Raw genomic sequence first — 21,156 nt, 5'->3', positions numbered from 1 at the left:
GGTCTTACTCCTTACCAAGGATTAAAAGAAAGGCCTTGTTTTGATCTAAATATTCTTGAATGGCCTTTCTAATACTTTTTGAGTTTACACCTTTTACAAGGGCTTCATATTTTTCAGAGTAATTCCAGCCCAGACCCAGCACCTCATTTACTGCCATATCCTCAGCCTTGGCAAGATTGCTCTGAAGAGAGAGCCTATGTCTCCCGAGGAGTCTATTTTTCCCCCTCTCCAATTCATCAGCGCTGAGCCCCTCTTTTTTAATTTTTTCAAGAATTTCAAAAAAGCCAGCAACAGCTTCTTTTTCCTTTTCAGGAGAACAGGCTATATAAAAGATAAGGGCTGACTTTTTGGGATAAAGAAGCATAAAGGAAGTAACTGCATAGGCAAGAGATCTCTCATCTCTTAAGATTCTAAAAAGCCTTCCGTCCTGACCTGAAATGGCACTATTTAAAACTTCCAGGACAACACGATCCTTGCTTAGAAGACCTGGAACCTGAAAACCAAGTAGGATCTGGGTCTGAAAACTATCTTTTTTGACCCTCTTTATGGAATCCCTGGGCGAGGGTGGTTCAGGTTCTTCACGAATATCCGTTTTTTTAGGCTTCCAATCCTTTAAAAGTTCTGTCAGTTTGTTCTTTAGAAATTCAACTTCAAAATCACCTGTTACAACTAAAACGCCTCTTTCAGGATTAACCATTTTAGAATAAGCAGAAACCAAGTCTTTAGAGGTAAAGGTGAGATAAAAGTTCTTTGAGCCTGCTTGGTTTAGTCCATAGGGATGATCAGGAAAAAAGTCCTTTAAAAATTCCTTAAGGGCAAGATAAAAGGGCTGATCTTCCTGTTGATAGAGGAGAGATAAAAGTTCAGGGCGGGCCTTTTCTATCTCTTCTTCTTTAAAGGAGGGGTTAAGAAGAATCTCATGGAAGAGATCCAGCACCTCAGGTAATTTGTTTGAAAGGGTCAGGGCTTTAAGTCCAAAGGTATTTCTTCCTGTAAAGCCCTTAATGCTTGCACCAAGACCCTCAAGGGCCTCAGAAATTTCTTCAGCAGTGTGTTTTTTAGTTCCCCTGGTCCAGAGAAGGGACAGCGCCTGATAGAGACCATTATTATCTTGATTTTCAAATCTAACCCCCCCTGGAAAAACAAGAGAAATACCCACAGCTGGCACATCATGTCTGGGATAAAGGATAACCTTTAATCCATTATCAAGGGTGAAAGATTTAAGAGAGGATTCCTTAAAAGTTTTGGCAAGGGTTTTTTTATAAGCCCCTTTATCAAAAAGGGTTTTTTCTGAAAGGAAAACTGTGACAAGTTTATGGGTATTCAAAAAACGCTGGGCAAAAATTCTTAAGTCCTCAGGGGTTGCCCTTTTAATTTGGTCCTTATACCAGAGAAGATCTTTATAATTGCCTCTTGTGAGTTGAAAGGTAGCAAGAGACCTTGAAAGACCATCTGCGGTCTCCTGAGAATAAATAAAGGTAGATAAAACTTGAGTTTTTGCTCTCTCAAGCTCATTAAGAGTAGGACCTTCCTTTTTGAATCTCTCAATTTCTTTTAAGGTTTCTTCAATAATTTTTTGAAAATTTTCTGGAGATGCAGTTCCCATGATTTCAAATAAACCCGGGCCATCAGGGTTAAAAGCAGAGGCTGAAATAGTTTTAACAAGATTTAGTTTTCTCTTTAATTTTAAATATAACCTTGAGGATTCTCCTCCACCAAGGATTTCAGCTATAAGATCCATAAGAGGTGCTGAATCTTCATGGATAGAGGGAGCTGGAAAGGTAAAGGCAAAATAGGATTCCTTTACTTTTCTTTCCACCCACTTAAGTTCTGGCTCATTAACATAGGGTTCCTCAGGAAAGGTCACTTTCTTTAAAGTTCTTTTAGGAAGTTTTGAAAAATATTTTTCAAGCTGTTTATCTAATTCCTCTTCTGAAATATCACCTGTAACAATAAGAACCATATTTTCAGGTGTATAAAAATGATTAATAAAATAAAAGAGATCTTCCCTTTTTACTGAGCGAACAGAATTTTCAAAACCAATAATAGGTCTTTTATAGGGATATTTGGTATAGGAGGCTTTCATCAGCTCTTCATAGAGCACAATCATGGGATTATCAAGGCGCATTTTCATCTCTTCAATAACCACTTCCTTTTCCTTTTCAAGCTCTGCGGGATCAAAATAGGGTTTAAAAACTGCCTGAGAAAGCACCTCAAAAGCTGTTTCCAGAACCTCAACAGGTCCTACCACATAATAACAGGTCTGATCATAAGAGGTAAAGGCATTTATATAGCCTCCCTTTTCCTCTACCTTTCCTGCTACCTCTCCTGGTTTTTGGCCCTCTCCTCCTTTAAAAATCATGTGTTCTATAAGATGGGTAATCCCTGCAACCTCATCCCATTCATATTTACTGCCAACTTTTACACAAAGGTAAACGGCAACCACTTTTTCTCTATTAAAAGGCATATAAAGAACCGTAAGCCCAGAGGGAAGCTTCTTTTCAATCACTTTTTCAACAAGGGCTTTTTCTGCATGCAAATCCTCTGGCATAAAAAATCCCCCTAAAAGTGGAATGAAAGAAAAGAAAAGAAAAAGGGATGTAAAAAATTTTTTTAGCATAGTTATTATTCTAAGGTATAAAAAGCCATTTGTCAAAAGTTTGTATGCATCCATTTTTTGAGATTTAAATCTGCCTCTTTCAACCCCCTATTTAATCTTTTTATGATTTGTAGGGGTTCAAAAGCTCGAACCCTACATTTTATTACAATCAATTTTTGAACCAAGGCAGGTTTAAACATAGCCAAATGTAGTATTATAATCCTATGTATAGATGCTTTCCTGCACAGGAAGACCGGTCTGAACATGCAGGGGGAGAATCTTGAAAGAAGAAGAACTTAGGCAAAAAAGTTTTGAAGCTATGATGGTTGAGGAGTTAAAAGAGTTTCAAATTAAGCTTTCAAAGAAAGTGAAGCTTTTTCCTCTGGAAAGGGAACCTGGATTAATAGCTGGATGTGATGTAGGGTATTTTGAAAATGGGCTGGCAAAAGGAGCCATAGTAGTGATGAGGTATCCTGAGTTTAAAATAATTGAAACTGTAGATAGTATAGAGAAGATAACCTTTCCATATATTCCGGGTTACTTATCCTTTAGGGAGGCTCCCCTTCTTCTTAAGGTCTTTCAAAGGCTTAAGAATAGACCGGATCTAATTCTTGTTGATGGACAGGGGATAGCTCATCCAAGAAAGGCAGGGCTTGCAGTTCATCTTGGCGTGGAACTTGAGATTCCAACTATCGGTTGTGCTAAAAAACCTCTTCTTAAATTTGAGGGAGAACTTCCAAAAGAAAGAGGGTCAAAGCTTCCAGTTTATCTTACAGGAGAACTTTCAGGTTATGTAGTGAGAACAAGGACTGGAGTAAGCCCTCTTTTTGTTTCTCCTGGAAATCTTATTACTCCAGAGGAGGCAGTTGAATGGGTTTTAAAAACCGCAGTTAAATTTAGAATGCCCGAACCTTTAAGGGAAGCGCACCGATTATCTATGATTAGAACTTAAAGCTGGGGGAGGAGGACTCGAACCTCCACTCGTGGATCCAGAGTCCACTGTCCTGCCTATTAGACGATCCCCCAAGCTTAATCAGATAAATTAAACGAATTTAAAATATTGTCAAGGGGAGATAAGTTTTCCAGGACAGTAAGGATCTTTATCTTTAGTAAGATCCAAACCAAAGCTTGAAATCACCGCAAGACAACCTCTACAAACTCCATAAAGGATACAATTGTTACAGGCCTCAGGCCCAAGCCTATAAAGTTCAGCTTCTTTAGAATGATAGATCTCACTGAGAGATTTATTTAAAATATTTCCCAAGGGAGATGGGAATTTTCTGCAGGCATGGACCTCTCCATTGGGTAAAAGAGTGAGAAAATTGAAAGCTGCCCCACATCCAAAACCTGTACACCCTCCACAAAAGGGCAACCCTTTCTTATAAAGAAAAAAATTAAAAAAATTATCTTTAAGGGAAAGATAGGGCAATTCAAAAGAAAGCTCAAGGTATTCTTCAAGAACTTTAAAAAATTTTTCCCTTTCAGAAGGAGATAGTTTTTTACCTTCACCGAAAAGAGAAAGCCTATTAAAAGAAAAAACCTCAACCCTTCCCTCAAGATATTTAGCAAGGGGAATGAGCTCATCAAGATTTTTTTCGTGAACAGTCATCATAACTCCCGAGGGAACTTCAAAATCTTTAAGTATTTTTAAAAATTTAATAGTTCTTTGAAAATGACCTTTTCCCCGAATCTCATCATTAGTCTTTTCTAAGCCCTCAAGACTTACCTGATAATATACAGGGGTTTCTATATTACAGAGCCTCTCAAGAAGGGTTTCTGAGACAGGGTTTCCAAGAATTGCAAGGCTAAATCCCATCTCAGAAGCAGACCTGTAAAGCTCAAAGAAATGGGGATACATAAAAGGATTTCCTCCGGAAAAACTTATCTGTCCATGAACTTTCATATCTGAACAGAATCTAAAGAAATCCTCAAGGATTCTGAAATTATCTTCTAAAGATAATTCCGAAACACTTGATCGATCATAACAGTGTTTGCAATGAAGATCACATCTATTGGTTAGATGCCACTGTAAAGTAAAAACCTCAGCAACCCTAAAGGTATCGTCAGGAAAAAAGGCTCTCTGAAAAGGGGGCTCTTTTCTTACGATTTTACTTTCCTCTCTAATGAGATAACCCTTTTCAAAGCCTGAGTGAAAAGCTTGAAGTATAAGTGATAATGTGAGATTTTCTTTTTTTGATAATTCTAAAGGATCAAGTTCTTCTATAAGAATTTTAATTACAAGTAAATCCCAAGGATCTGCTTTTATAAAAATTTTTGTTGCATTTTGGAAAAAAGACAATATAAATTCATTCCCCTCCCTTGAAATTTCAAGGGAGGGGTTTAGCTGGAAATAGAGCATAAATTTAAGATAAGACCTCAAAGAGGCCTTTTAAAGATTAACCTCAGCCACTTTTACCCTTGGGCTTTTTAGTGTCCTTTTTAGTTTCGTTATCAGTTGCATTTTTAGCAGGCTGTTCCTTTGCAGGGGCAGATCCACCGCCCTTCTTAGGACTTCCGCCTCAACCAGAGCTACCCTGTTGAGAAAGGCTAACAGAAGGAGTTCCAATACTCAAGGCCAGGGTTAAAAGGGCAGAAATACTCACACCTTTTAGAGTTGATTTAAGGTTTTCTTTATTCATCGCCCTCACCTCCTTAAAAAAGATTTAGTTATTTTTCAGAGCGGAAACTCCGCTCCTTTTGGGCTTATCGCCTCAGCTTGAGCCTCAAGAAGAGGTCCCTTTTGGGAAAAGGGTTGCCATAGGGGCTTCAGAAAAGGCAATCTCTTTTAAAAGTCCTTCAAGCTTAATACTCTCCAAACTCTTTCTTAAACTTTCCTTCATAAGCCCACCTCCTTATAAATTATAATAATTAAAAATGCTTTACTAATTGAGATTACTTATAAAAATGAAAAAGTCAAGAGGGAATTTTTAAGTCTTAGTCCTTTGAAGATTTACAACCCTGCATAAGTTCAGATCCTTACAAGAAAAAAGGAAGGGTGGTAAAAGAGGAATTAGATATCTATACAAGAGAGGCTTTACAAGTCTGTAAAAGTAACACAGGCAATCTTGCCTGTGGAGGTAAATTACACTCCAATGTATGAAAGAAACACAGACAAGAATGTCTGTGCTACAACAGACCCACAAAAAAATTCAAGGGGTTTAAAATTTTAAACCCCTACTATTTAAGTCTCAAAAGACCTGGACGCATACACAACCTTGACAAAAAGAATTAGATCTTTAGACTTAAAAGTTAAGTAAGCACTAACATAAATTTAAAGGAAGGCGCTTATGCAAAAAAAGAAAATAGGGATTTACATTCTTGGTTTTTTTCTTCTCTTTTTTCTTTCACTTTTTGGTTATTTTATCTGGAAAAGATATCATTATGCGGTAACAGATGCGGTTTTTGTTCAGGCAGATCGTTTGGTCTATGTTAGTTTCCCAAAGATTAATGGAAAATTAATCAAGCTATACAAAAAAGAGGGAGATTGGATAAAGGAGGGCGAAATCCTTGCAGAGCTTGAACCCTTTGATTATGAAAAAAGGGTTACCCAGCTTGAGGAGTCAGTAAAAGAGGTTTCTTCTCAGAGGGCCTCTCTTTTTGATTCAAAGAGAAAACTTGAAAGGGAAATAATTCTTAAAATTGAGCAGATTCAAAAACAGCTTGAGTCTCTCCAGGCCAAGAAAAGGGCTCAAATTGCCAAGCTTGAGGCTATAAAGGCAAGACTTGATTTAGTAAGAAAGGATAGACTTAGGCTTGAAAACCTTTATAAAGAGGGCCTTATTTCTCAACAAAGTCTTGAGGCCAAAGAAACAGAAGAAAAAGAGCTAAACCATCAGCTTGAGGCTGAAAAGGAACTATTAAATTCCATTGAAAGAGATATAAAGGCTCTTGAGAAAACGCGCACCCTTTTGGAAAATGAAATCTTTACTGTAAAAAGTTTGGCTTCCCAGATAGAGGCATTAAAGTATAAGGAAAAAGCCCTTCTAAAACAAAAAGAAGAAGCCCTTCTTTATTATGAATACACCAAACTTAAAAGTCCCATCACAGGAGTTATAGCCAAGAAATTTCACTCAGAGGGAGATGTAATTGCTCCAGGGGAGCCTATCTATGTTGTGGTTGATCCTGAGTCCTTTTATATCCTTGTTCTTCTTGAAGAGACAAAGCTTAAGGGAATTAAAAAAGGAGCCTATGCCCGAATAAGGCTTGATGCCTATCCAGGAAAGGTCTGGGAAGGAGAAGTTGAAGAAATACTTCCAGCTTCAGCTGCAACCTTTGCCCTTGTCCCGAGAGATATCTCCGCAGGAGAGTTTACCAAACTTGCCCAAAGAATTCCAGTTAAAATTAAAATTACTAAAGGAGATAGAGGTCTTCTAAAGGTTGGGCTTGGTGGCGAGGTTGAAATAAAAAGAGTCCGTTAAAAATTATGGATTTTGAAACCTTTCATCAGAGAATCATCAGGGTTGAAAGAATTCTCATTACTATCATTGTGATGGTAGGTTTTTTTATGGCTATTCTTGATACCACCATTGTGGATATAGTTGTTCCTAAAATGATGGGGCCTTTATCTACGGATCTTTATGGCATTCAGTGGGTTATAACAAGTTATATGATGGCAGCTGCAACAGGACTTCTTTTTACTGAAAATTTTGCAAGATTCATAGGGTATCCCTATACCTTTATAACAGGCCTTGGTATTTTTACTATTTCAAGTTTTTTTTGTGGAACCGCCCAAAATCTTCCTCAGATGATTTTTTTCAGGGTGGTTCAGGGCTTGGGGGAAGCCTTCATTGCAGCCTCTGCTCAGACTATTTTGATTGCCTCTTATCCACCGCAAAGAAGAGGGCTTGCTATGGGGATTTTTGGTCTTGGAGTAAGCTTTGCCCCTGCCCTTGGCCCAACCCTTGGCGGATTTATAACAGAACACTTAAGCTGGCGCTGGGTTTTCTTTGTGAATATCCCTGTGGGTATCCTCAATTTCTTAGCAGCCCTTCTTTACCTCCCCAAAGAACTTGGAAGATCAAAGATCTTTCACTTTAATTACTTAAGTTATCTCTTTATTGCCGTTGCTACAACCTCCCTTCTTATCATGCTTTCAAAAGGGCAACAGCTTGGCTGGTTTCAATCTGATCTAATTCTGATACTTCTTTTTGTAAGTCTTATTGGATTTGTCCTTTATTTACTGAGTGAACTCCTTTCAAAAAAACCCCTTCTTAATCTCTCTATTTATAAAATTCCTGAATTTGGCCTTCCCATGGGAATGCACTTTTTTACCCTTGGCTTTGGAATGTATCAGATTTTTTATCTTCTTCCCCTCTATTATGAAAACCTTAAAGGGCTTACTACTTTTCAGGCAGGGGTTCACATTCTTGTTTTTGCCTGTTTTATAGGAACGTTCAGTGTTATCTCAGGATATCTTTCTGATCGCTTTGCCCCGGGAAGAATTCTTCTTTTCAGTTCCCTTATATTTATCTTTACCAGTTATTATCTTATTCCTCAGCTTAATTATTACACACCAGCCTGGAAGTCCTCTCTTCTCTGTATACCCCTTGGGATTTCAATGGGCACCTTTTTTGCGCCCCTTACTGCCATTTCTTTACGAAAACTTGGGCCTTTAACAGGCCTTGGAGTGGTTCTTATGCATTACCAGCGTTTTGTTGGAGGCTCCTTTGGAACAGCTCTGGCAACCAATCATCTGGAATACTACACCAATGAAAATTTTTTGCGCATAACCGAGCTTCAAAATTATGGAATAGTAAAACAATTTTTGCAAGAAAAGACTTATTTTGCAGAAAAATTTTTTTCGGGTGAACTTGCAGAGAAAAAGGTTTCCGCCCTTCTTTATAAGGCCCAGTATGTTCAAGCCTTAAGCTGGGGTTTTCAAGAAACCTTTCGGGCAGTTGCTTTCTGGGGACTTCTTGGTTTCCTTTTTCTTCTTGCTCTATTTCTGTTAAAGTCAAGGGGATTTCTAAAGATGAGAGCTTCAATAAAGCTATTTAAGGCAAAAAGTAAACTAAAAACTTAGAAAGATTGATATAAAATTAAAAGTATGAAGGAAAAAGAGAGGGTAAAAGAGGAGAAAGAGAGAATTTTAGGTCTTGTTGGGGCGAGCCTAGAGAGGTTATTGCCTGAGAAGAGTCTTATTATCTTTTTTGGGTCCCTTATAGAGGGAGGATTTGGAAGGACATCAGATATTGATGTAGCCATATTTTCTTCAGAAAAACTTTCAGCAAAAATTCTGGCAGAGATTGAGAAAGCCCTTGAGGGGCTTCCTCTTTTGAGAACCATAGAAGTGGTTGATCTCAAAAGAATAAAAAATCCCGAATTTATAGAAAAAATTATTGCAGAGGGATATATATGGAAAAGTTCAGAAGGAGCCTTGAGCGCTTTGAGAGAGCATTTAGAAAATTTGAAGAAATCTTAGGAAATCCTCTATTTGAGGAAGTTTTCAGTGAGGACTTTCAAATTGAGATTTTAACCAAGAGATTTGAATACACCTTTGAAGCCATGTGGAAGGCAATAAAGGAATTTTTGTGCCTTCGCGGGATTGAATGTTATTCCCCAAGAAGTTGTTTTGAATCTTTATTAAAGGAAGGTCTTATTTCTCAGGATTATGAAGAAAACCTCTATGAAATGCTTCTTATAAGAAAATTTCTGGTTCAGATTTATGATGAAGAAACAGCCAAAAAATATTACAAAGAAATAAAAAAAGATATTTATTATCAAATTTTTAAAGAGGTCTTAACTGCGTTAAGGGCTCATTCAATGGGCGCCTTTTAAAAACTTATAGGCATGTTCATAGATTTTTATAGCGCAGTATTCTCCGCACATAGAGCAGGCTTTACTTCTTGAAATACCACCTTCAAGGCGATATTTACGGGCTTTTTCTGGGTCAATGGAAAGTTCAATCTGGCGTTCCCAGTCAAGTTGGGCTCTTGCTTTAGCCATTTCAAGATCCCATTCCCAGGCCCCTTTGACTCCCTTCACAAGATCTGCCACATGAGCAGCAATTTTTGAGGCAATAAGGCCTTCTTTAACATCTTCAAGGGTGGGAAGTCTCAAGTGCTCAGCAGGAGTTAAGTAGCAAAGAAAATCAGCCCCGGCACTTGCAGCAATGGCTCCTCCTATGGCACCCACTATGTGATCATAGCCTGGGGCAATATCTGTGGGTAAAGGCCCGAGCACATAAAAGGGAGCATTGTGGCAGAGCCTTTTTTGAAGTTTCACATTAGCAGTAATCTGATCTAAGGGAACATGCCCAGGGCCTTCAATCATCACTTGAACCCCTCTTTCCCAGGCCCTCAAGGTTAATTCTCCAAGAATAATTAATTCTTGAATCTGGGGGCCATCGGTTGCATCTGCTATACATCCAGGTCTGATTCCATCTCCAAGGGAAAGGGTAATATCATAGGCTGAGGCTATATCAAGGAGCTCATCAAAATACTCATAAAGAGGATTTTCCCTGTTATTGTAAACCATCCATTCCACTATAAAGGAGCCCCCCCTTGAAACCACACCAAGGATTCTTTCCTTGTTTTTAAGCCTCTCTAAGGTATGTTTAGTAATTCCGCAGTGCACAGTCATAAAGTCAATGCCATCTTCTGCTTGTTTTTGAATAACCTCAAAGATTTCGGAAACCGTCATTTCCACTATGGATTTTTTATGTTTTTCAACAGCCTCAAGGGCAGCTTGATAGATGGGAACTGTTCCAAGGGGAACAGGACAGGCCTCCCGAATAGCCTTTCTTATTTCATCAATAGGGCCACCTGTTGAAAGATCCATAACTGCATCTGTGCCGTATCTAAGGGCAATTTCAAGTTTTTTAAGTTCCTCTTCAATATAAGGACGGTCTTTGGATGTGCCAATATTCACATTTACCTTGGTTTTTAAGCCTTTACCAATAGCACAGGGCTTTGAAAGCTTGGCTTTTTTGTTCTTACAAAGAACAACTTCCCCTTTAGCTATTTGATTAACTAAGGTCTCAGGTGAGAGGCCTTCTGCTTCAGCACAGAGCCTAATCTCCTCAGTAACTACTCCCTTTTTAGCTTGATTTTTAAGGGTATCAGGCATGATAATCAACTCCTTTTTGTTTAAACTTAAGGCATCTATAAGAAAAAGTAAAGGTAATTTGGAATTTTTTCAGAAAATGAGAAAAAAAGCACAATGTTTTAGCACTAACAATATAGAAATGGTCTCAGGCTTTGAGTCCTGGTTTTTTAGACTATAATATAGCTATGCTTCAGGAATTTCTCTCAACATTACTTTTAGCTTTTCTGGTGGCCTTACCTATAAGTTATCTCTCTGCAAGATTAAAGCTGCCTCCCTTAGTTGGATTTTTGCTAAGTGGTCTTTTAGTTGGTCCAGCTGGATTTTCATTGGTAAAGGATCCCCATTTAATTGAAAATTTAGCAGAGCTCGGGGTTATTTTTTTGATGTTTCTTTTGGGGGTTGAATTTTCCCTTAAAAAGCTTTTGGCTTATAGAAAAGAGGTTCTCTGGGGAGGCCTTTTGCAGGTCTTTTTTACCTTAGGGGTTACCTCTTTACTTTCTTTTTTATTTCTCAAAAAACCTCTTCCCCAGTCCCTTTTTTACGGTGCTCTCATTGCCTTTAGCAGCACCGCTGTAGTATTAAAACTTTTAATGGAAAGAGGGGAGTTGAATTCTCCTTACGGAAGATACATCTTTGGAATCCTGATCTTTCAGGATCTCTCAGTAATACTGGTTATGCTTTTTCTTCCCCTCCTTGCTGGTGAGGGAGTTTCTTATACTCTCATACTTTTAACTTTAACGAAGTCCTTTGGAATTTTGGTCGGGATCTTCTTAGTGAGTTTCAGACTTGTTCCCTTTCTTTTGGATATGGTGATGAAGACCAGAAGCAGGGAGATATTTTTGATTAGTCTCTTTTTAATTGCGCTGGGAACAGCTCTACTCAGTTATAAACTTGGACTTTCTATGGCTCTGGGAGCTTTTTTAGCTGGTATTATTATTTCAGAATCCGATTATGCCTATCAGGTGATGGCAGAGGTAAAGCCTCTTAAAGATCTCTTCATGGCTTTATTTTTTATTTCTGTGGGAATGCTTTTAGATCCAAAGGTCCTTCTTGATAATCCTTTGTTGAGCTTATCTTCCTTTGGTTTGGTTGTCCTTCTGAAAGTAGGGATAATCTTTGGGGTAGTTATGTTCTTAAGTAAGAATATGCGACTTTCTTTACTTTCTTCACTTTATCTTTTCCAGATAGGAGAGTTTTCCTTTGTGCTTGCCCTTGAGGGGGAAAAATTGGGTCTTTTTTCCTCTGAAGCCTTTTATCAGCTCTTTATTGGAATATCTATTCTTACCCTTCTGGCTACACCTTTTGTGGTAACCAGTGCACATCGCTTTTCTGAGTTCCTTTTGAGACGAATATTACCTCAAAAATTAGGGCTTATTCAAAAAATAAGGGAAAGAGAGGAGGAGCACTTAAGTGGACATACTGTAGTTGTGGGATATGGAATTTGTGGCAAAAATGTGGTTTATGGATTAAAGCTTTTAAAAATCCCCTATATTATTTTGGAACTAAATCCTGCTACTGTACGCATCTATAAGAAAAAGGGAGAGCCTATTTATTTTGCTGATGCCACCCATCCTGAAATATTAAAAAAATTTGGGCTTGAGAGGGCGAGAGCTTTAGTGGTTGCCATCAGTGATCATATTGCTGTAAGGAAAATCATTCAGGTAGCCCGGACTTTAAATCCCCATCTTTACATCATTGCTCGCACCCAGTTTGTAACGGAAATTGATGAGCTTTTAATGCTTGGTGCCAATGAAGTTGTGCCTGAGGAATTTGAGGCCTCTATTGAGCTTTTTATCCGAGTCCTTGAATTTTATAAAATCCCCCAAAATCTGTTAAAAGAATTAACTGATGAGCTTCGCAAGGGACATTATCAGGCCTTAAGAAAAGAAGGTCCATTATCTCTTGTCGATATACCTACGGAGGAATGGTGGAGAATCCTAAACTTTGAGAATTACTTAATAAAGGAGGGGAGTCCCCTTACTGGACTTTCCATTAAAAATCTTGATTTAAGAGCCAAAACCGGGGCAACCATTCTTGCCATCCAAAGAAATAAAGAAATTTTACTTAATCCCTCTCCAGATATCCTTCTTCAGAAAGGAGATATCCTTATACTTACAGGGAGAAAAGAAGATCTAAGGAAGGCGATGGAATATCTTGAAAATCCTATTTCAGCCTGGTATTAGCCTCACAGTCCATAGGTTTATATCCTTGCAAGAAAAAGGGTGGGTGGTAAAAGGGTGAGAGGTAGATTGACAATAAAGGTAAATCTTCTAAAATATAAGCAAAACCACAAGGGGGCTTAAAATGAAAGGAATTCTTTTTTTGTTTTTGATTTTTCTTGGTATTCTTGTTTCCTGCAAGGGGAAGGAAGAAAAGTCAATCCCTGCGGGGAAGACTTTAAATGGAGCCGGGGCCACCTTTCCCTATCCCCTTTATTCAACCTGGGCAGGTGCATATTATAAAGAAACGGGAATAAAGGTTAATTATCAGTCCATTGGCTCAGGAGGAGGAATTCGCCAGATTGCAGAAAGAACTGTTGACTTTGGGGCCTCAGATATGGCTTTGAAGCCTGAGGAGGTAGAAGAAAAAAAGCTTTTGCAGTTTCCTGCTGTGGTGGGAGGGGTAGTTGTGGCTGTAAATTTACCAGAGACAGGGGAGAAGAAATTAGTCTTGGATGGTGAGGCCCTTTGCAAGATCTATCTTGGGGAGATCAAATCATGGTCAGATGCTAAATTAAAGGCCTTAAATCCAGATTTTAATTTACCTGATAAGCCTATTACTCCGGTTTATCGTTCAGATGGATCTGGCACAACCGCTATTTTTACCCATTATTTAAGTGATGTTTGTAAGAATTGGGCAAAAGAAGTAGGCTATGGCACCTCTGTTAGCTTTAAGACAGGGCTTGGAGCCAAAGGAAATGAGGGTGTGGCAAATTATGTCAAAAGAACCCCTTATAGTCTTGGCTATGTGGAATATGCTTATGCAGTGCAAAACAAGATGCAGGTTGCTGATATGAAAAATGCTAAGGGAAAAGTGGTATCTCCTTCTGTGGAGGCCTTTAAAGAGGCTGCAAGTTCTGCTGAGCTCAACCCTGAAAAACATTTTTATGCCTGGATGACCAATGCTCCGGGCGAAAGGGCCTGGCCTATTGCTGGAGCTACCTATATTTTACTTGCAAGAGAAAAAGTGGAAACTAACAAAGAGGTGGTTAAATTTTTTGACTGGGCCTATAAGAAAGGAGACAATGTAGCCTTACAGCTTCACTATGTGCCTCTACCTGAAGAAGTTAAAGAAAAAATCAGGAATTACTGGAAAAGCCAAGGCCTCTATTAAATGAAAATATCTCCCAGCAAGGAGCATCTTTTCAATCTTTTTTTTCTTATAATTACCTTTTTTGCCGCTTTTTTGATAATTTTTTTGCTTTTTGGAATTTTTCTAATCCTTTTTAAGGAATCCTTTCCAGCTATGCAAAGATTTGGTTTCCTGAATTTTATTCTATCTTCCTCTTGGGATCCTGTTAAAGAGCTTTTTGGGGGAGCCATTCCCTTGTTTGGCACCCTGATTACATCTTTTTTAGCTTTAATTGTTGCGGTTCCCATTGCTCTTGGAATTGCAGTTTTTATCACAGAGGTAGCCCCTAAGGCCTTTAAAGAAATTATAGGAATGGCAATAGAGCTTTTGGCTGCTATTCCAAGCATAATTTATGGTATGTGGGGGCTTTTTACCCTTGCCCCTCTCCAGGCAAAATATGTGGAGCCCTTTCTTCAAAAAACCCTTGGCAAGCTCCCACTCCTGGGAAAACTCTTTTCCGGAACCCCTCTGGGAATAGATCTATTTACCGCAAGTCTTATCCTCAGCATTATGATAATTCCTTTTACAGCCTCAGTTGCCAGAGATGCCTTTCAGATTGTGCCCTCGGTTCTTAAGGAATCTGCCTATGGAATCGGGGCAACAAAATGGGAAGTAATAAAGGATGTGGTTTTTCCCTATTGCAAACTTGGAATACTTGGAGGAATCGGTCTTTCCCTCGGAAGAGCCCTTGGAGAGACCATGGCTGTTGCCTTTGTCCTTGGGAATCTGAATCAGTTTCCCACCTCACTTTTTTCAGCCACAGCCACAGTTACCGTTAAACTTGCAAATGAATTTACAGAAGCAGAAAAGGATATCCATCTTGCCGCCCTTTTTTATTTAGCCTTTCTTCTTTTCTTGATGAGCTTTACTATTCTTGCCCTTGGAAAATATTTTACAGAAAGAATTAAGACAAAATGATAAAAAAAAGAAAAATTTTAAATAATATAGCCCTATTTTTTTGTATTTTGACCGCAATTTGGGGACTTTTTTGGCTTTTTTTTATTCTTATTGATGTTATTAGACATGGACTTACAGCTCTTACGCCCTCTTTAATTCTCAATGATCCAGCGCCTCCAGGTATTCCTGGAGGAGGATTAAAACACGCTATAATTGGTCACTTTTTTATTACCCTTACCGCTACACTAATTGGTGTCCCCTTAGGTATACTTGGTGGCACTTTTTTAGCGGAATATGGAAGGAATCTTAAGGTGTCCCGGATAATAAGTTTTCTTTCTGATATTATGGTAAGTGTACCAGCCATTATTGTGGGAGCTTTTGTATATGCCCTTTTTGTTAGGCCCGTTGGACATTTTAATGCCCTTTCAGGAGGGCTTGCCCTTGCTATTATTATGATTCCTGTAATTGTAAAAACTACAGAGAACATGCTTTCTCTTATTCCCTGGACCCTTAGAGAGGCAGCTTTTGCCCTCGGAGCTCCTTATTATAAGGTTATCTTTCAGATAGTTTATAGAGGGGCAGGGGTGGGGATCTTTACCGGAGTTATTCTTGCTATTGCCAGAGTTACAGGCGAGGCAGCACCTCTTCTCTTTACCTCCTTTAATAATGCCTTTACATCTTACAATCTCTTTCAACCCATGGCTTCTCTTACTGTAACTATTTTTCAATATGCAATGGGGCCTTATGAAGACTGGCATCGTCAGGCCTGGGGAGCTTCTTTTCTTATTACCCTTTTTATTTTGTTTCTTGCAGTTCTGGGAAGATACCTTATCAAGAGGAGGTTTAGGTCTTGAAGGTTGAAATTGAGATTAGGAACCTCAATTTTTATTATGCAGGAAAAATTCACGCCTTAAAAAACATAAATCTCCAGATTCAAAAAAACAAGGTAACCGCCCTTATCGGGCCCTCAGGCTGTGGAAAGACTACTCTTTTGCGATGTCTAAACCGGATTCATGACCTTTATCCAGGCAATCGCTATGAAGGAGAAATAATCTTTGAAGGAAAAAATATTCTTGCACGGGAGATTGATCTTATTGAGCTTAGATCAAGGATTGGGATGGTTTTTCAAAAGCCCACTCCATTCCCTATGAGCATCTTTGATAATGTGGCTTATGGTTTAAGACTCCGGGGGATTAAGAATAAAAAAGAGCTTCAAGAAAGAGTGGAAAAGGCCTTAAAAGAAGCGGCTCTCTGGGAGGAGGTAAAGGATAAACTCAATCAAAGTGCTCTTGGCTTATCAGGTGGGCAACAGCAGAGGCTTTGCATAGCCCGGGCCATTGCAGTTGAGCCAGAGGTCTTACTTTTTGATGAACCAACCTCTGCCCTTGACCCTATCTCCACAGGAAAGATAGAAGACCTTATTATTCAACTCAAGAGCAAGATAACTATCGTAATTGTGACCCATAATATGCAGCAGGCAGCTCGCATTTCAGATCAAACAGCTTTTATGTATTTGGGAGAACTTATTGAAATCGGATCAACAGAAAAGATTTTTACGAATCCTGAGAAAAAGCTTACCGAAGAATACATAACCGGAAGATTTGGTTAAAAGAAGATACAAGTGTCTTCAATTGAAAAGGTCACTAAGGGTGCAACATCAGTTACCGTCGCTGTTTTCATAAGCCGAATTCTTGGCCTTCTCAGGGAACAGGTGCTTGCTTACTTCTTTGGGGCTGGAAAGGCTATGGACGCCTATGTTGTGGGATACCGTATCCCCAATCTTCTTCGCGATCTCTTTGCAGAAGGAGCCCTTGCAGGAGCCTTTGTAAAGGTTTTCACAGCAACCACTGAAAAGGAGGGCCTCGAAAGGGCCTTTAAAAAAGCCTCCATCCTTATCTCTAATTTTTTGCTAATCCTCTTAATAATAGTTCTTATAGGTTTTTTTCTTGCACCAATAATTGTCTCTGTGATTGCTCCTGCTTTTAAGACTGATTCCTCAAAGTTTGCTTTAACCGTTTCTCTTACCCGTGTTATGATGCCCTTTCTTCTCTTTATCAGCCTTTCCGCAATCTTTGCAGGGCTTTTAAACTCCATAGGAATATTTTTTCTTCCTGCCCTTTCCTCAGGTTTTTTTAATCTTTCCTCAATTTTAATCGGGGTTTTTGGGTATTATTTACTCCTTTCTTATGGATATGAACCCATTTTTGCCATGGCTTTCGGAGTAACCCTTGGAGGCCTCCTTCAGGCCCTTATGCAGTATCCTTTGCTTAAGAAAAAAGGATTCACCTTTAGATTCAAAGTTGATTTTACTCTGCCTGAATTTTATGAAATTCTCAGACTAATTTTTCCTGTTATCATAGGATTTTCTGCGGTTCAGATAAATATCTTTATTAATACCTTTTTTGCCACCTCCTGTGGGGAGGGGGCAGTTTCATGGTATAGCTATGCCTTTAGAATTATGTATGTGCCTTTAGGGCTTTTTGGGGTTGGCCTTTCTCAAGCCCTATTGCCTGAATTAACAAGAAACATTACCCAGGGAAATTTTTCTCTTGCAAGGGAAACCTATGGAAGAGCCCTGATTGTATCTTTAAGCCTCTCTTTACCCTCAGCCTTAGGATTATTCTTACTCTCCGAAGAGATTGTCAAGATTCTTTTTGAAAGAGGAGCCTTTAAGCCAGAGGATACCTTGTGGACCTCAGAGATTCTTAAAATTTTTTCTTTAGCCCTTCCCTTTTATGGTCTTTCAAAGGCTACAGTTCCCCTTTTTTATGCTCTAAATCGGACAGGTGTTCCTGCAGCAGGGTCCTTTCTTGCTGTTTTCATAAATCTTTTGATAATCCTTTTTACTATAAAAATATTTGGAATAAAAGGGGTAGCCCTTGGAACCACTGGGGGGCTTTTTGCCCAATGCCTTTTTCTTTTATTTTTAAGTTTTAGATACCTTGGTTTTCCTGAAAAAGAATTTTTCCTGCGAAGCTTGTTAACCTTTTTTATTTCTCTTATAGCCCTCTCTGGAGTTATTTTATTCAGTAAGAGTTTTCTTTTCTCTCCCGGTCTCAGACTAATTTTTGCCATACCCTTAGGAGCCTTTGTGTTTATTATAATTTGTAAGTTTTTAGGTCCAAAGGAAACTTATATTTTTTATAAAAAGTTATTAAGAAAATAAAACATCAAGTTTTTATTCAAGGATAGAAAACTCGTGTTTGTTTGCCCTCTTATCTTTTGGGACTTAAATCTGCATCCTTTAGCAAGTAATTTCGAGCTTTTCACAATAAGACTGACTTTTTGGCAAATTACCCCCATGCAATCCTCTACCACTCCATGCTGTCTTATTTGAATTAAGCCAGAAATTAGCACAGGTTTGATAAGGGCAAAAGATTTTGAGCCCCGATAGGTCGCAATCCTTTACTCTTCACATGCAATCCCTTTACTCCCTTTCATGCAATCCCTTTACCTTTTCTCATGCAATCTCTTTACACCCCTTATGCAATTCCTTTTCACCCCTCATGCAATCCCTTTACCCTTCCGATGCAATCCCTTTACCCTTCTGATGCAATCCCTTTACTCTCCTGATGCAATCCCTTTTGAAGTAGGGCAGGTTTCAACAAGTTGAATGATCCTTTTAAAGCGGTTTTATTTGAGTCGCAATCCCTTTTGAAGTAGGGCAGGTTTCAACAAAGAGAGTTGCTGAAGGGGAGTTTTTGGGTGGTGCCTGGTCGCAATCCCTTTTGAAGTAGGGCAGGTTTCAACCTTTAAAATAATCATATGCATTATTGGTCTTTCGTTCAAAAAGTCGCAATCCCTTTTGAAGTAGGGCAGGTTTCAACCCTATTTTGACTCATCTCTCACAAAATCATGCCCATAGAAGTCGCAATCCCTTTTGAAGTAGGGCAGGTTTCAACCATAATAGGTGTTTGCACAAATAATCCATCTTTAGTCGCAATCCCTTTTGAAGTAGGGCAGGTTTCAACCTTAGAAAGAGTGGATTTAACATGGTGCACTGATACAGCTGGATGGTCGCAATCCCTTTTGAAGTAGGGCAGGTTTCAACCCTTACACCTCAGAAAGCTCATCAATCCTACCTTGTGATTGTTTATCACAAACTATATTTTTCAAATCAACCCCCTAAAACCCGCATCATCCCTCACTTCCAAAACCAGGGAAACACAAAATTTTCCCCATTATATCAATAACTTATAACCACACTTTTTCACCCTATAACTGCAATTGATTCTCAATTTCCTACCCCAAAAATTACCCCCTAAAACCCTTGCTATATCAACCCTTCATGTCCCTAAAAAATTATCATATTCTTCACTTAATATATTTATACACACCTTTAAAAAGCTCACACCTTCCCCATTACTCTCAACCCAAAAATCCTCTTTAACTTAGCCCCAAACTCTTAACTTAAACCCAAACTCCAAAAGAAGAAAAAACGCTATTCACTTGTCAAAGACCTACTCATTTTCAACCCATCTTCCCATCTCTTACCACATTTCTCCAAAAAGTCAACCCTGATTTTTTAAAATTTGTTTATAAACCTGTATCAAGTATTAAGCCCAAACAACCCCCGCATCCACCCCCATGACAACCCCATGTATTTGCCTTTTCTCTCCTCTCTCCACCCTCACACATACACAAAAAGCCATCCCTTACTTCAGCCACATCCTTCTTCTTTATCTAACGGATATAAACCAAGGTAACACATCAATTTATCTTCTCCCAGAAAAAGCCCTTGATATTCCTCTCCCTTGAAGAAAACTCAATCCCGATAAGATAAATCTCCTTAGACTTCCCCTCATACTTCTTATGATACCCTTTTTCTTTCAATTGAGCTAAAGCTTTACCCTCTCCCTCCTCCCCCTCAACCACCTTAAACTCAAAAAGATAAACTCTTTCCCTATAAAGCACCGTCAAATCTATTTGCCCCTTATTCGTTATATCCTCAGGGATTACCTCAAGCCCTGACCCACATAAAAAGGCATAAAAACAACTTGCATAATACCCCTCATAACGGGAAAGCTCATTTTTCCTGAACCAATCATGGGGTATCCCTGCATAAAGCCCCTCAAGAACCTTCTTCATCTTCTCAAACTGATTTCCCTCAAGAGCCAAAAGAAAATCCCTTGTCTTTAAAGGAACTTCCCCTGTATCCCCTGTAAAATACTCAGCAAGCACCTCATTTAAGGCTAACTTTACCTCTTTATTGGGATAGGAAAGCTCATAAAGAATCTTATCTGCAAGGCTAAACATTCTTTTTATGGTAAGATAGCCTGCTTGAAAAAGGAGATTCTCAGGCCTAACCCTATCTATATCAAAGGACCCAATAAGTGAGTCTGTTGCCACAAGATTTTCAAGCTCAGGAAGATAAAAACGCTTCTCCATTAAAAGTTTTACAAGAAAACTTGGAGTCCCAGTTTCAAACCAGTAGGGGTGGAATTTTTTTTCCTCTAAATAGAGAAGGATATCAAAGGGATTGTAGAGAGGCTCCCCAAGCCAGGAATAACCATTATACCAGCATTTTATAAGCTTTAAATCCTTATCTTGCAGTTCCTCTCTGAAAACCTCTTCAAGTTCCCTTTGAGTATATCCGCAAATAGTTGAATACTCCTTGCTTAAAGTAATATCTCTTAACTGATTTAGGCCTGAAAAAAGGGAGACCTTTGAGAATTTTGAAACCCCTGTAATAAAGACAAACTTTAAATAAACATCGGCATCCTTTATAACCCCATAGAGATTCTTTAAATGCTCCCTTAAGGTTAAACTTAGTTCTTTGTTTTCTATGCGATCAAGAATGGGTTTGTCATATTCATCAATCAGAATCACTACCTTGGTTTTATATTTTTCATAGGCCTTTTCAATAAGATCCTCAAAAGAAGCCCTATAATCAGAGGAATCTTCCCAATCTAATTGAAGGGTTTTATGATTTTTCTTAAGAATTCTTTTTATCCGCAAAAGGAAATCTTCTTCACTTAAGATATTGCCAGCGCCAAAACTTATATGAATAACAGGATACCTAACACTCCAGTCCCAGTTCTTTTCAAGATAGAGCTCTTGGAAAAGCTCTTTTCTTCCAAGGAAGGCCTGTTTCAGGGTGTCCACAAAAAGGGATTTTCCAAATCTCCTTGGGCGGGAGAGAAAATAGTAAGTTCCCTCTTCAACAAGTTTTGCCACAAAAGGTGTCTTATCCACATAATAATAGGGTTCACTTCTAATCTTTTCAAAGCTTGAAATCCCGATGGGAAGTTTTTTCTCCATAG

Annotated in this window: 16 protein-coding genes, 1 tRNA gene and 1 CRISPR repeat array; of the genes, 11 read left to right on the top strand and 6 right to left on the bottom strand. The window is 38.7% G+C overall.

What is annotated here, in order from left to right; genetic code table 11:
• Window positions 1-4: 4 nt before the first annotated feature.
• Window positions 5-2,551 carry a M16 family metallopeptidase gene (locus THC_RS05260; protein WP_167344326.1) on the bottom strand — a complete coding sequence of 849 codons (2,547 nt, stop codon included), beginning with the start codon at window positions 2,549-2,551 and terminating at the stop codon, window positions 5-7.
• A gap of 328 nt (window positions 2,552-2,879) precedes the next feature.
• On the opposite strand from THC_RS05260, the gene THC_RS05255 reads away from it, so the two are divergent.
• The gene (locus THC_RS05255) at window positions 2,880-3,551 is read left to right on the top strand and encodes an endonuclease V (RefSeq protein ID WP_068514348.1); all 672 of its coding nucleotides are present in this window, start codon (window positions 2,880-2,882) and stop codon (window positions 3,549-3,551) included.
• Window positions 3,552-3,553: 2 nt separating this feature from the next.
• Here the strand turns inward: THC_RS05255 and THC_RS05250 are convergent.
• The 3 genes from THC_RS05250 to sbtA all read right to left on the bottom strand — a co-directional run bounded on the left by THC_RS05250 (window position 3,554) and on the right by sbtA (window position 5,238).
• Window positions 3,554-3,625, bottom strand: a tRNA-Gln gene (locus THC_RS05250).
• Window positions 3,626-3,662: 37 nt separating this feature from the next.
• Entirely contained in the window at window positions 3,663-4,958 is a 1,296-nt protein-coding gene (gene sbtM / locus THC_RS05245; RefSeq protein ID WP_148638826.1) for a thio(seleno)oxazole modification radical SAM maturase SbtM, read from the bottom strand.
• Between the two features lie 43 nt (window positions 4,959-5,001).
• Window positions 5,002-5,238: an SbtA family thio(seleno)oxazole RiPP natural product precursor gene (gene sbtA / locus THC_RS09600; RefSeq protein WP_231938329.1), complete on the bottom strand. Its 237-nt coding sequence runs from the start codon at window positions 5,236-5,238 to the stop codon at window positions 5,002-5,004.
• 648 nt (window positions 5,239-5,886) lie between these two features.
• Between sbtA and THC_RS05240 the strand changes: the two genes are divergently transcribed.
• Genes THC_RS05240 through THC_RS05225 form a run of 4 tightly spaced genes read left to right on the top strand, consistent with a single transcriptional unit; the run spans window position 5,887 to window position 9,376 of the window.
• Complete coding sequence (locus THC_RS05240) at window positions 5,887-7,017, top strand: HlyD family secretion protein (RefSeq protein ID WP_068514340.1); 1,131 nt, start codon at window positions 5,887-5,889, stop codon at window positions 7,015-7,017.
• A gap of 5 nt (window positions 7,018-7,022) precedes the next feature.
• Window positions 7,023-8,621 carry a DHA2 family efflux MFS transporter permease subunit gene (locus tag THC_RS05235; RefSeq protein ID WP_068514337.1) on the top strand — a complete coding sequence of 533 codons (1,599 nt, stop codon included), beginning with the start codon at window positions 7,023-7,025 and terminating at the stop codon, window positions 8,619-8,621.
• Between the two features lie 24 nt (window positions 8,622-8,645).
• On the top strand, window positions 8,646-9,020 hold the full coding sequence (locus THC_RS05230) for a nucleotidyltransferase domain-containing protein (protein WP_068514334.1): 375 nt from the start codon (window positions 8,646-8,648) through the stop codon (window positions 9,018-9,020).
• Window positions 8,954-9,376: a nucleotidyltransferase substrate binding protein gene (locus THC_RS05225; RefSeq protein ID WP_068514331.1), complete on the top strand. Its 423-nt coding sequence runs from the start codon at window positions 8,954-8,956 to the stop codon at window positions 9,374-9,376. The genes THC_RS05230 and THC_RS05225 overlap by 67 nt, the downstream gene beginning before the upstream one ends.
• Here THC_RS05225 and thiC read toward each other — a convergent pair.
• Complete coding sequence (gene thiC / locus THC_RS05220; protein ID WP_068514328.1) at window positions 9,359-10,666, bottom strand: phosphomethylpyrimidine synthase ThiC; 1,308 nt, start codon at window positions 10,664-10,666, stop codon at window positions 9,359-9,361. The genes THC_RS05225 and thiC overlap by 18 nt on opposite strands.
• A gap of 131 nt (window positions 10,667-10,797) precedes the next feature.
• On the opposite strand from thiC, the gene THC_RS05215 reads away from it, so the two are divergent.
• From THC_RS05215 to murJ, 6 genes are all read left to right on the top strand, one after another.
• The gene (locus THC_RS05215; RefSeq protein WP_068514325.1) at window positions 10,798-12,828 is read left to right on the top strand and encodes a monovalent cation:proton antiporter family protein; all 2,031 of its coding nucleotides are present in this window, start codon (window positions 10,798-10,800) and stop codon (window positions 12,826-12,828) included.
• Window positions 12,829-12,949: 121 nt separating this feature from the next.
• A complete protein-coding gene (pstS, locus tag THC_RS05210; protein WP_068514322.1) occupies window positions 12,950-13,978 on the top strand; it encodes a phosphate ABC transporter substrate-binding protein PstS in 1,029 nt (342 codons plus the stop codon).
• The gene (pstC, locus tag THC_RS05205; RefSeq protein ID WP_068514320.1) at window positions 13,979-14,914 is read left to right on the top strand and encodes a phosphate ABC transporter permease subunit PstC; all 936 of its coding nucleotides are present in this window, start codon (window positions 13,979-13,981) and stop codon (window positions 14,912-14,914) included.
• Window positions 14,911-15,747, top strand: a complete 837-nt coding sequence (gene pstA / locus THC_RS05200) for a phosphate ABC transporter permease PstA (protein WP_068514318.1) — start codon at window positions 14,911-14,913, stop codon at window positions 15,745-15,747. The genes pstC and pstA overlap by 4 nt, the downstream gene beginning before the upstream one ends.
• Window positions 15,744-16,502, top strand: coding sequence for a phosphate ABC transporter ATP-binding protein PstB (gene pstB / locus THC_RS05195; protein WP_068514315.1), 759 nt, complete (start codon window positions 15,744-15,746; stop codon window positions 16,500-16,502). Before pstA ends, pstB begins: the two co-directional genes overlap by 4 nt.
• A 12-nt stretch (window positions 16,503-16,514) precedes the next feature.
• Window positions 16,515-18,059 carry a murein biosynthesis integral membrane protein MurJ gene (gene murJ / locus THC_RS05190; protein ID WP_068514312.1) on the top strand — a complete coding sequence of 515 codons (1,545 nt, stop codon included), beginning with the start codon at window positions 16,515-16,517 and terminating at the stop codon, window positions 18,057-18,059.
• Window positions 18,060-18,464: 405 nt separating this feature from the next.
• A CRISPR array of direct repeats spans window positions 18,465-18,945; the repeat unit is 36 nt; unit sequence GTCGCAATCCCTTTTGAAGTAGGGCAGGTTTCAACC.
• A gap of 658 nt (window positions 18,946-19,603) precedes the next feature.
• Here murJ and THC_RS05185 read toward each other — a convergent pair.
• On the bottom strand, window positions 19,604-21,154 hold the full coding sequence (locus THC_RS05185; RefSeq protein WP_068514309.1) for a PD-(D/E)XK nuclease domain-containing ATP-binding protein: 1,551 nt from the start codon (window positions 21,152-21,154) through the stop codon (window positions 19,604-19,606).
• Window positions 21,155-21,156: the final 2 nt, after the last annotated feature.

Source organism: Caldimicrobium thiodismutans, from assembly GCF_001548275.1.
Classification (GTDB): domain Bacteria; phylum Desulfobacterota; class Thermodesulfobacteria; order Thermodesulfobacteriales; family Thermodesulfobacteriaceae; genus Caldimicrobium; species Caldimicrobium thiodismutans.
Note: the sequence above shows the minus strand (reverse complement) of the source record. Positions and strands in the feature narration are given on the sequence as shown.

Coding starts and splice junctions, on each gene's coding strand:
- thiC (WP_068514328.1), bottom strand. CDS start 10,666: ATGCCTGATACCCTTAAAAATCAAGCTAAAAAGGGAGTAGTTACTGAG.
- THC_RS05235 (WP_068514337.1), top strand. CDS start 7,023: ATGGATTTTGAAACCTTTCATCAGAGAATCATCAGGGTTGAAAGAATT.
- pstA (WP_068514318.1), top strand. CDS start 14,911: ATGATAAAAAAAAGAAAAATTTTAAATAATATAGCCCTATTTTTTTGT.
- THC_RS05240 (WP_068514340.1), top strand. CDS start 5,887: ATGCAAAAAAAGAAAATAGGGATTTACATTCTTGGTTTTTTTCTTCTC.
- THC_RS05225 (WP_068514331.1), top strand. CDS start 8,954: ATGGAAAAGTTCAGAAGGAGCCTTGAGCGCTTTGAGAGAGCATTTAGA.
- sbtM (WP_148638826.1), bottom strand. CDS start 4,958: ATGCTCTATTTCCAGCTAAACCCCTCCCTTGAAATTTCAAGGGAGGGG.
- THC_RS05185 (WP_068514309.1), bottom strand. CDS start 21,154: ATGGAGAAAAAACTTCCCATCGGGATTTCAAGCTTTGAAAAGATTAGA.
- pstS (WP_068514322.1), top strand. CDS start 12,950: ATGAAAGGAATTCTTTTTTTGTTTTTGATTTTTCTTGGTATTCTTGTT.
- THC_RS05260 (WP_167344326.1), bottom strand. CDS start 2,551: ATGCCAGAGGATTTGCATGCAGAAAAAGCCCTTGTTGAAAAAGTGATT.
- pstC (WP_068514320.1), top strand. CDS start 13,979: ATGAAAATATCTCCCAGCAAGGAGCATCTTTTCAATCTTTTTTTTCTT.
- THC_RS05230 (WP_068514334.1), top strand. CDS start 8,646: ATGAAGGAAAAAGAGAGGGTAAAAGAGGAGAAAGAGAGAATTTTAGGT.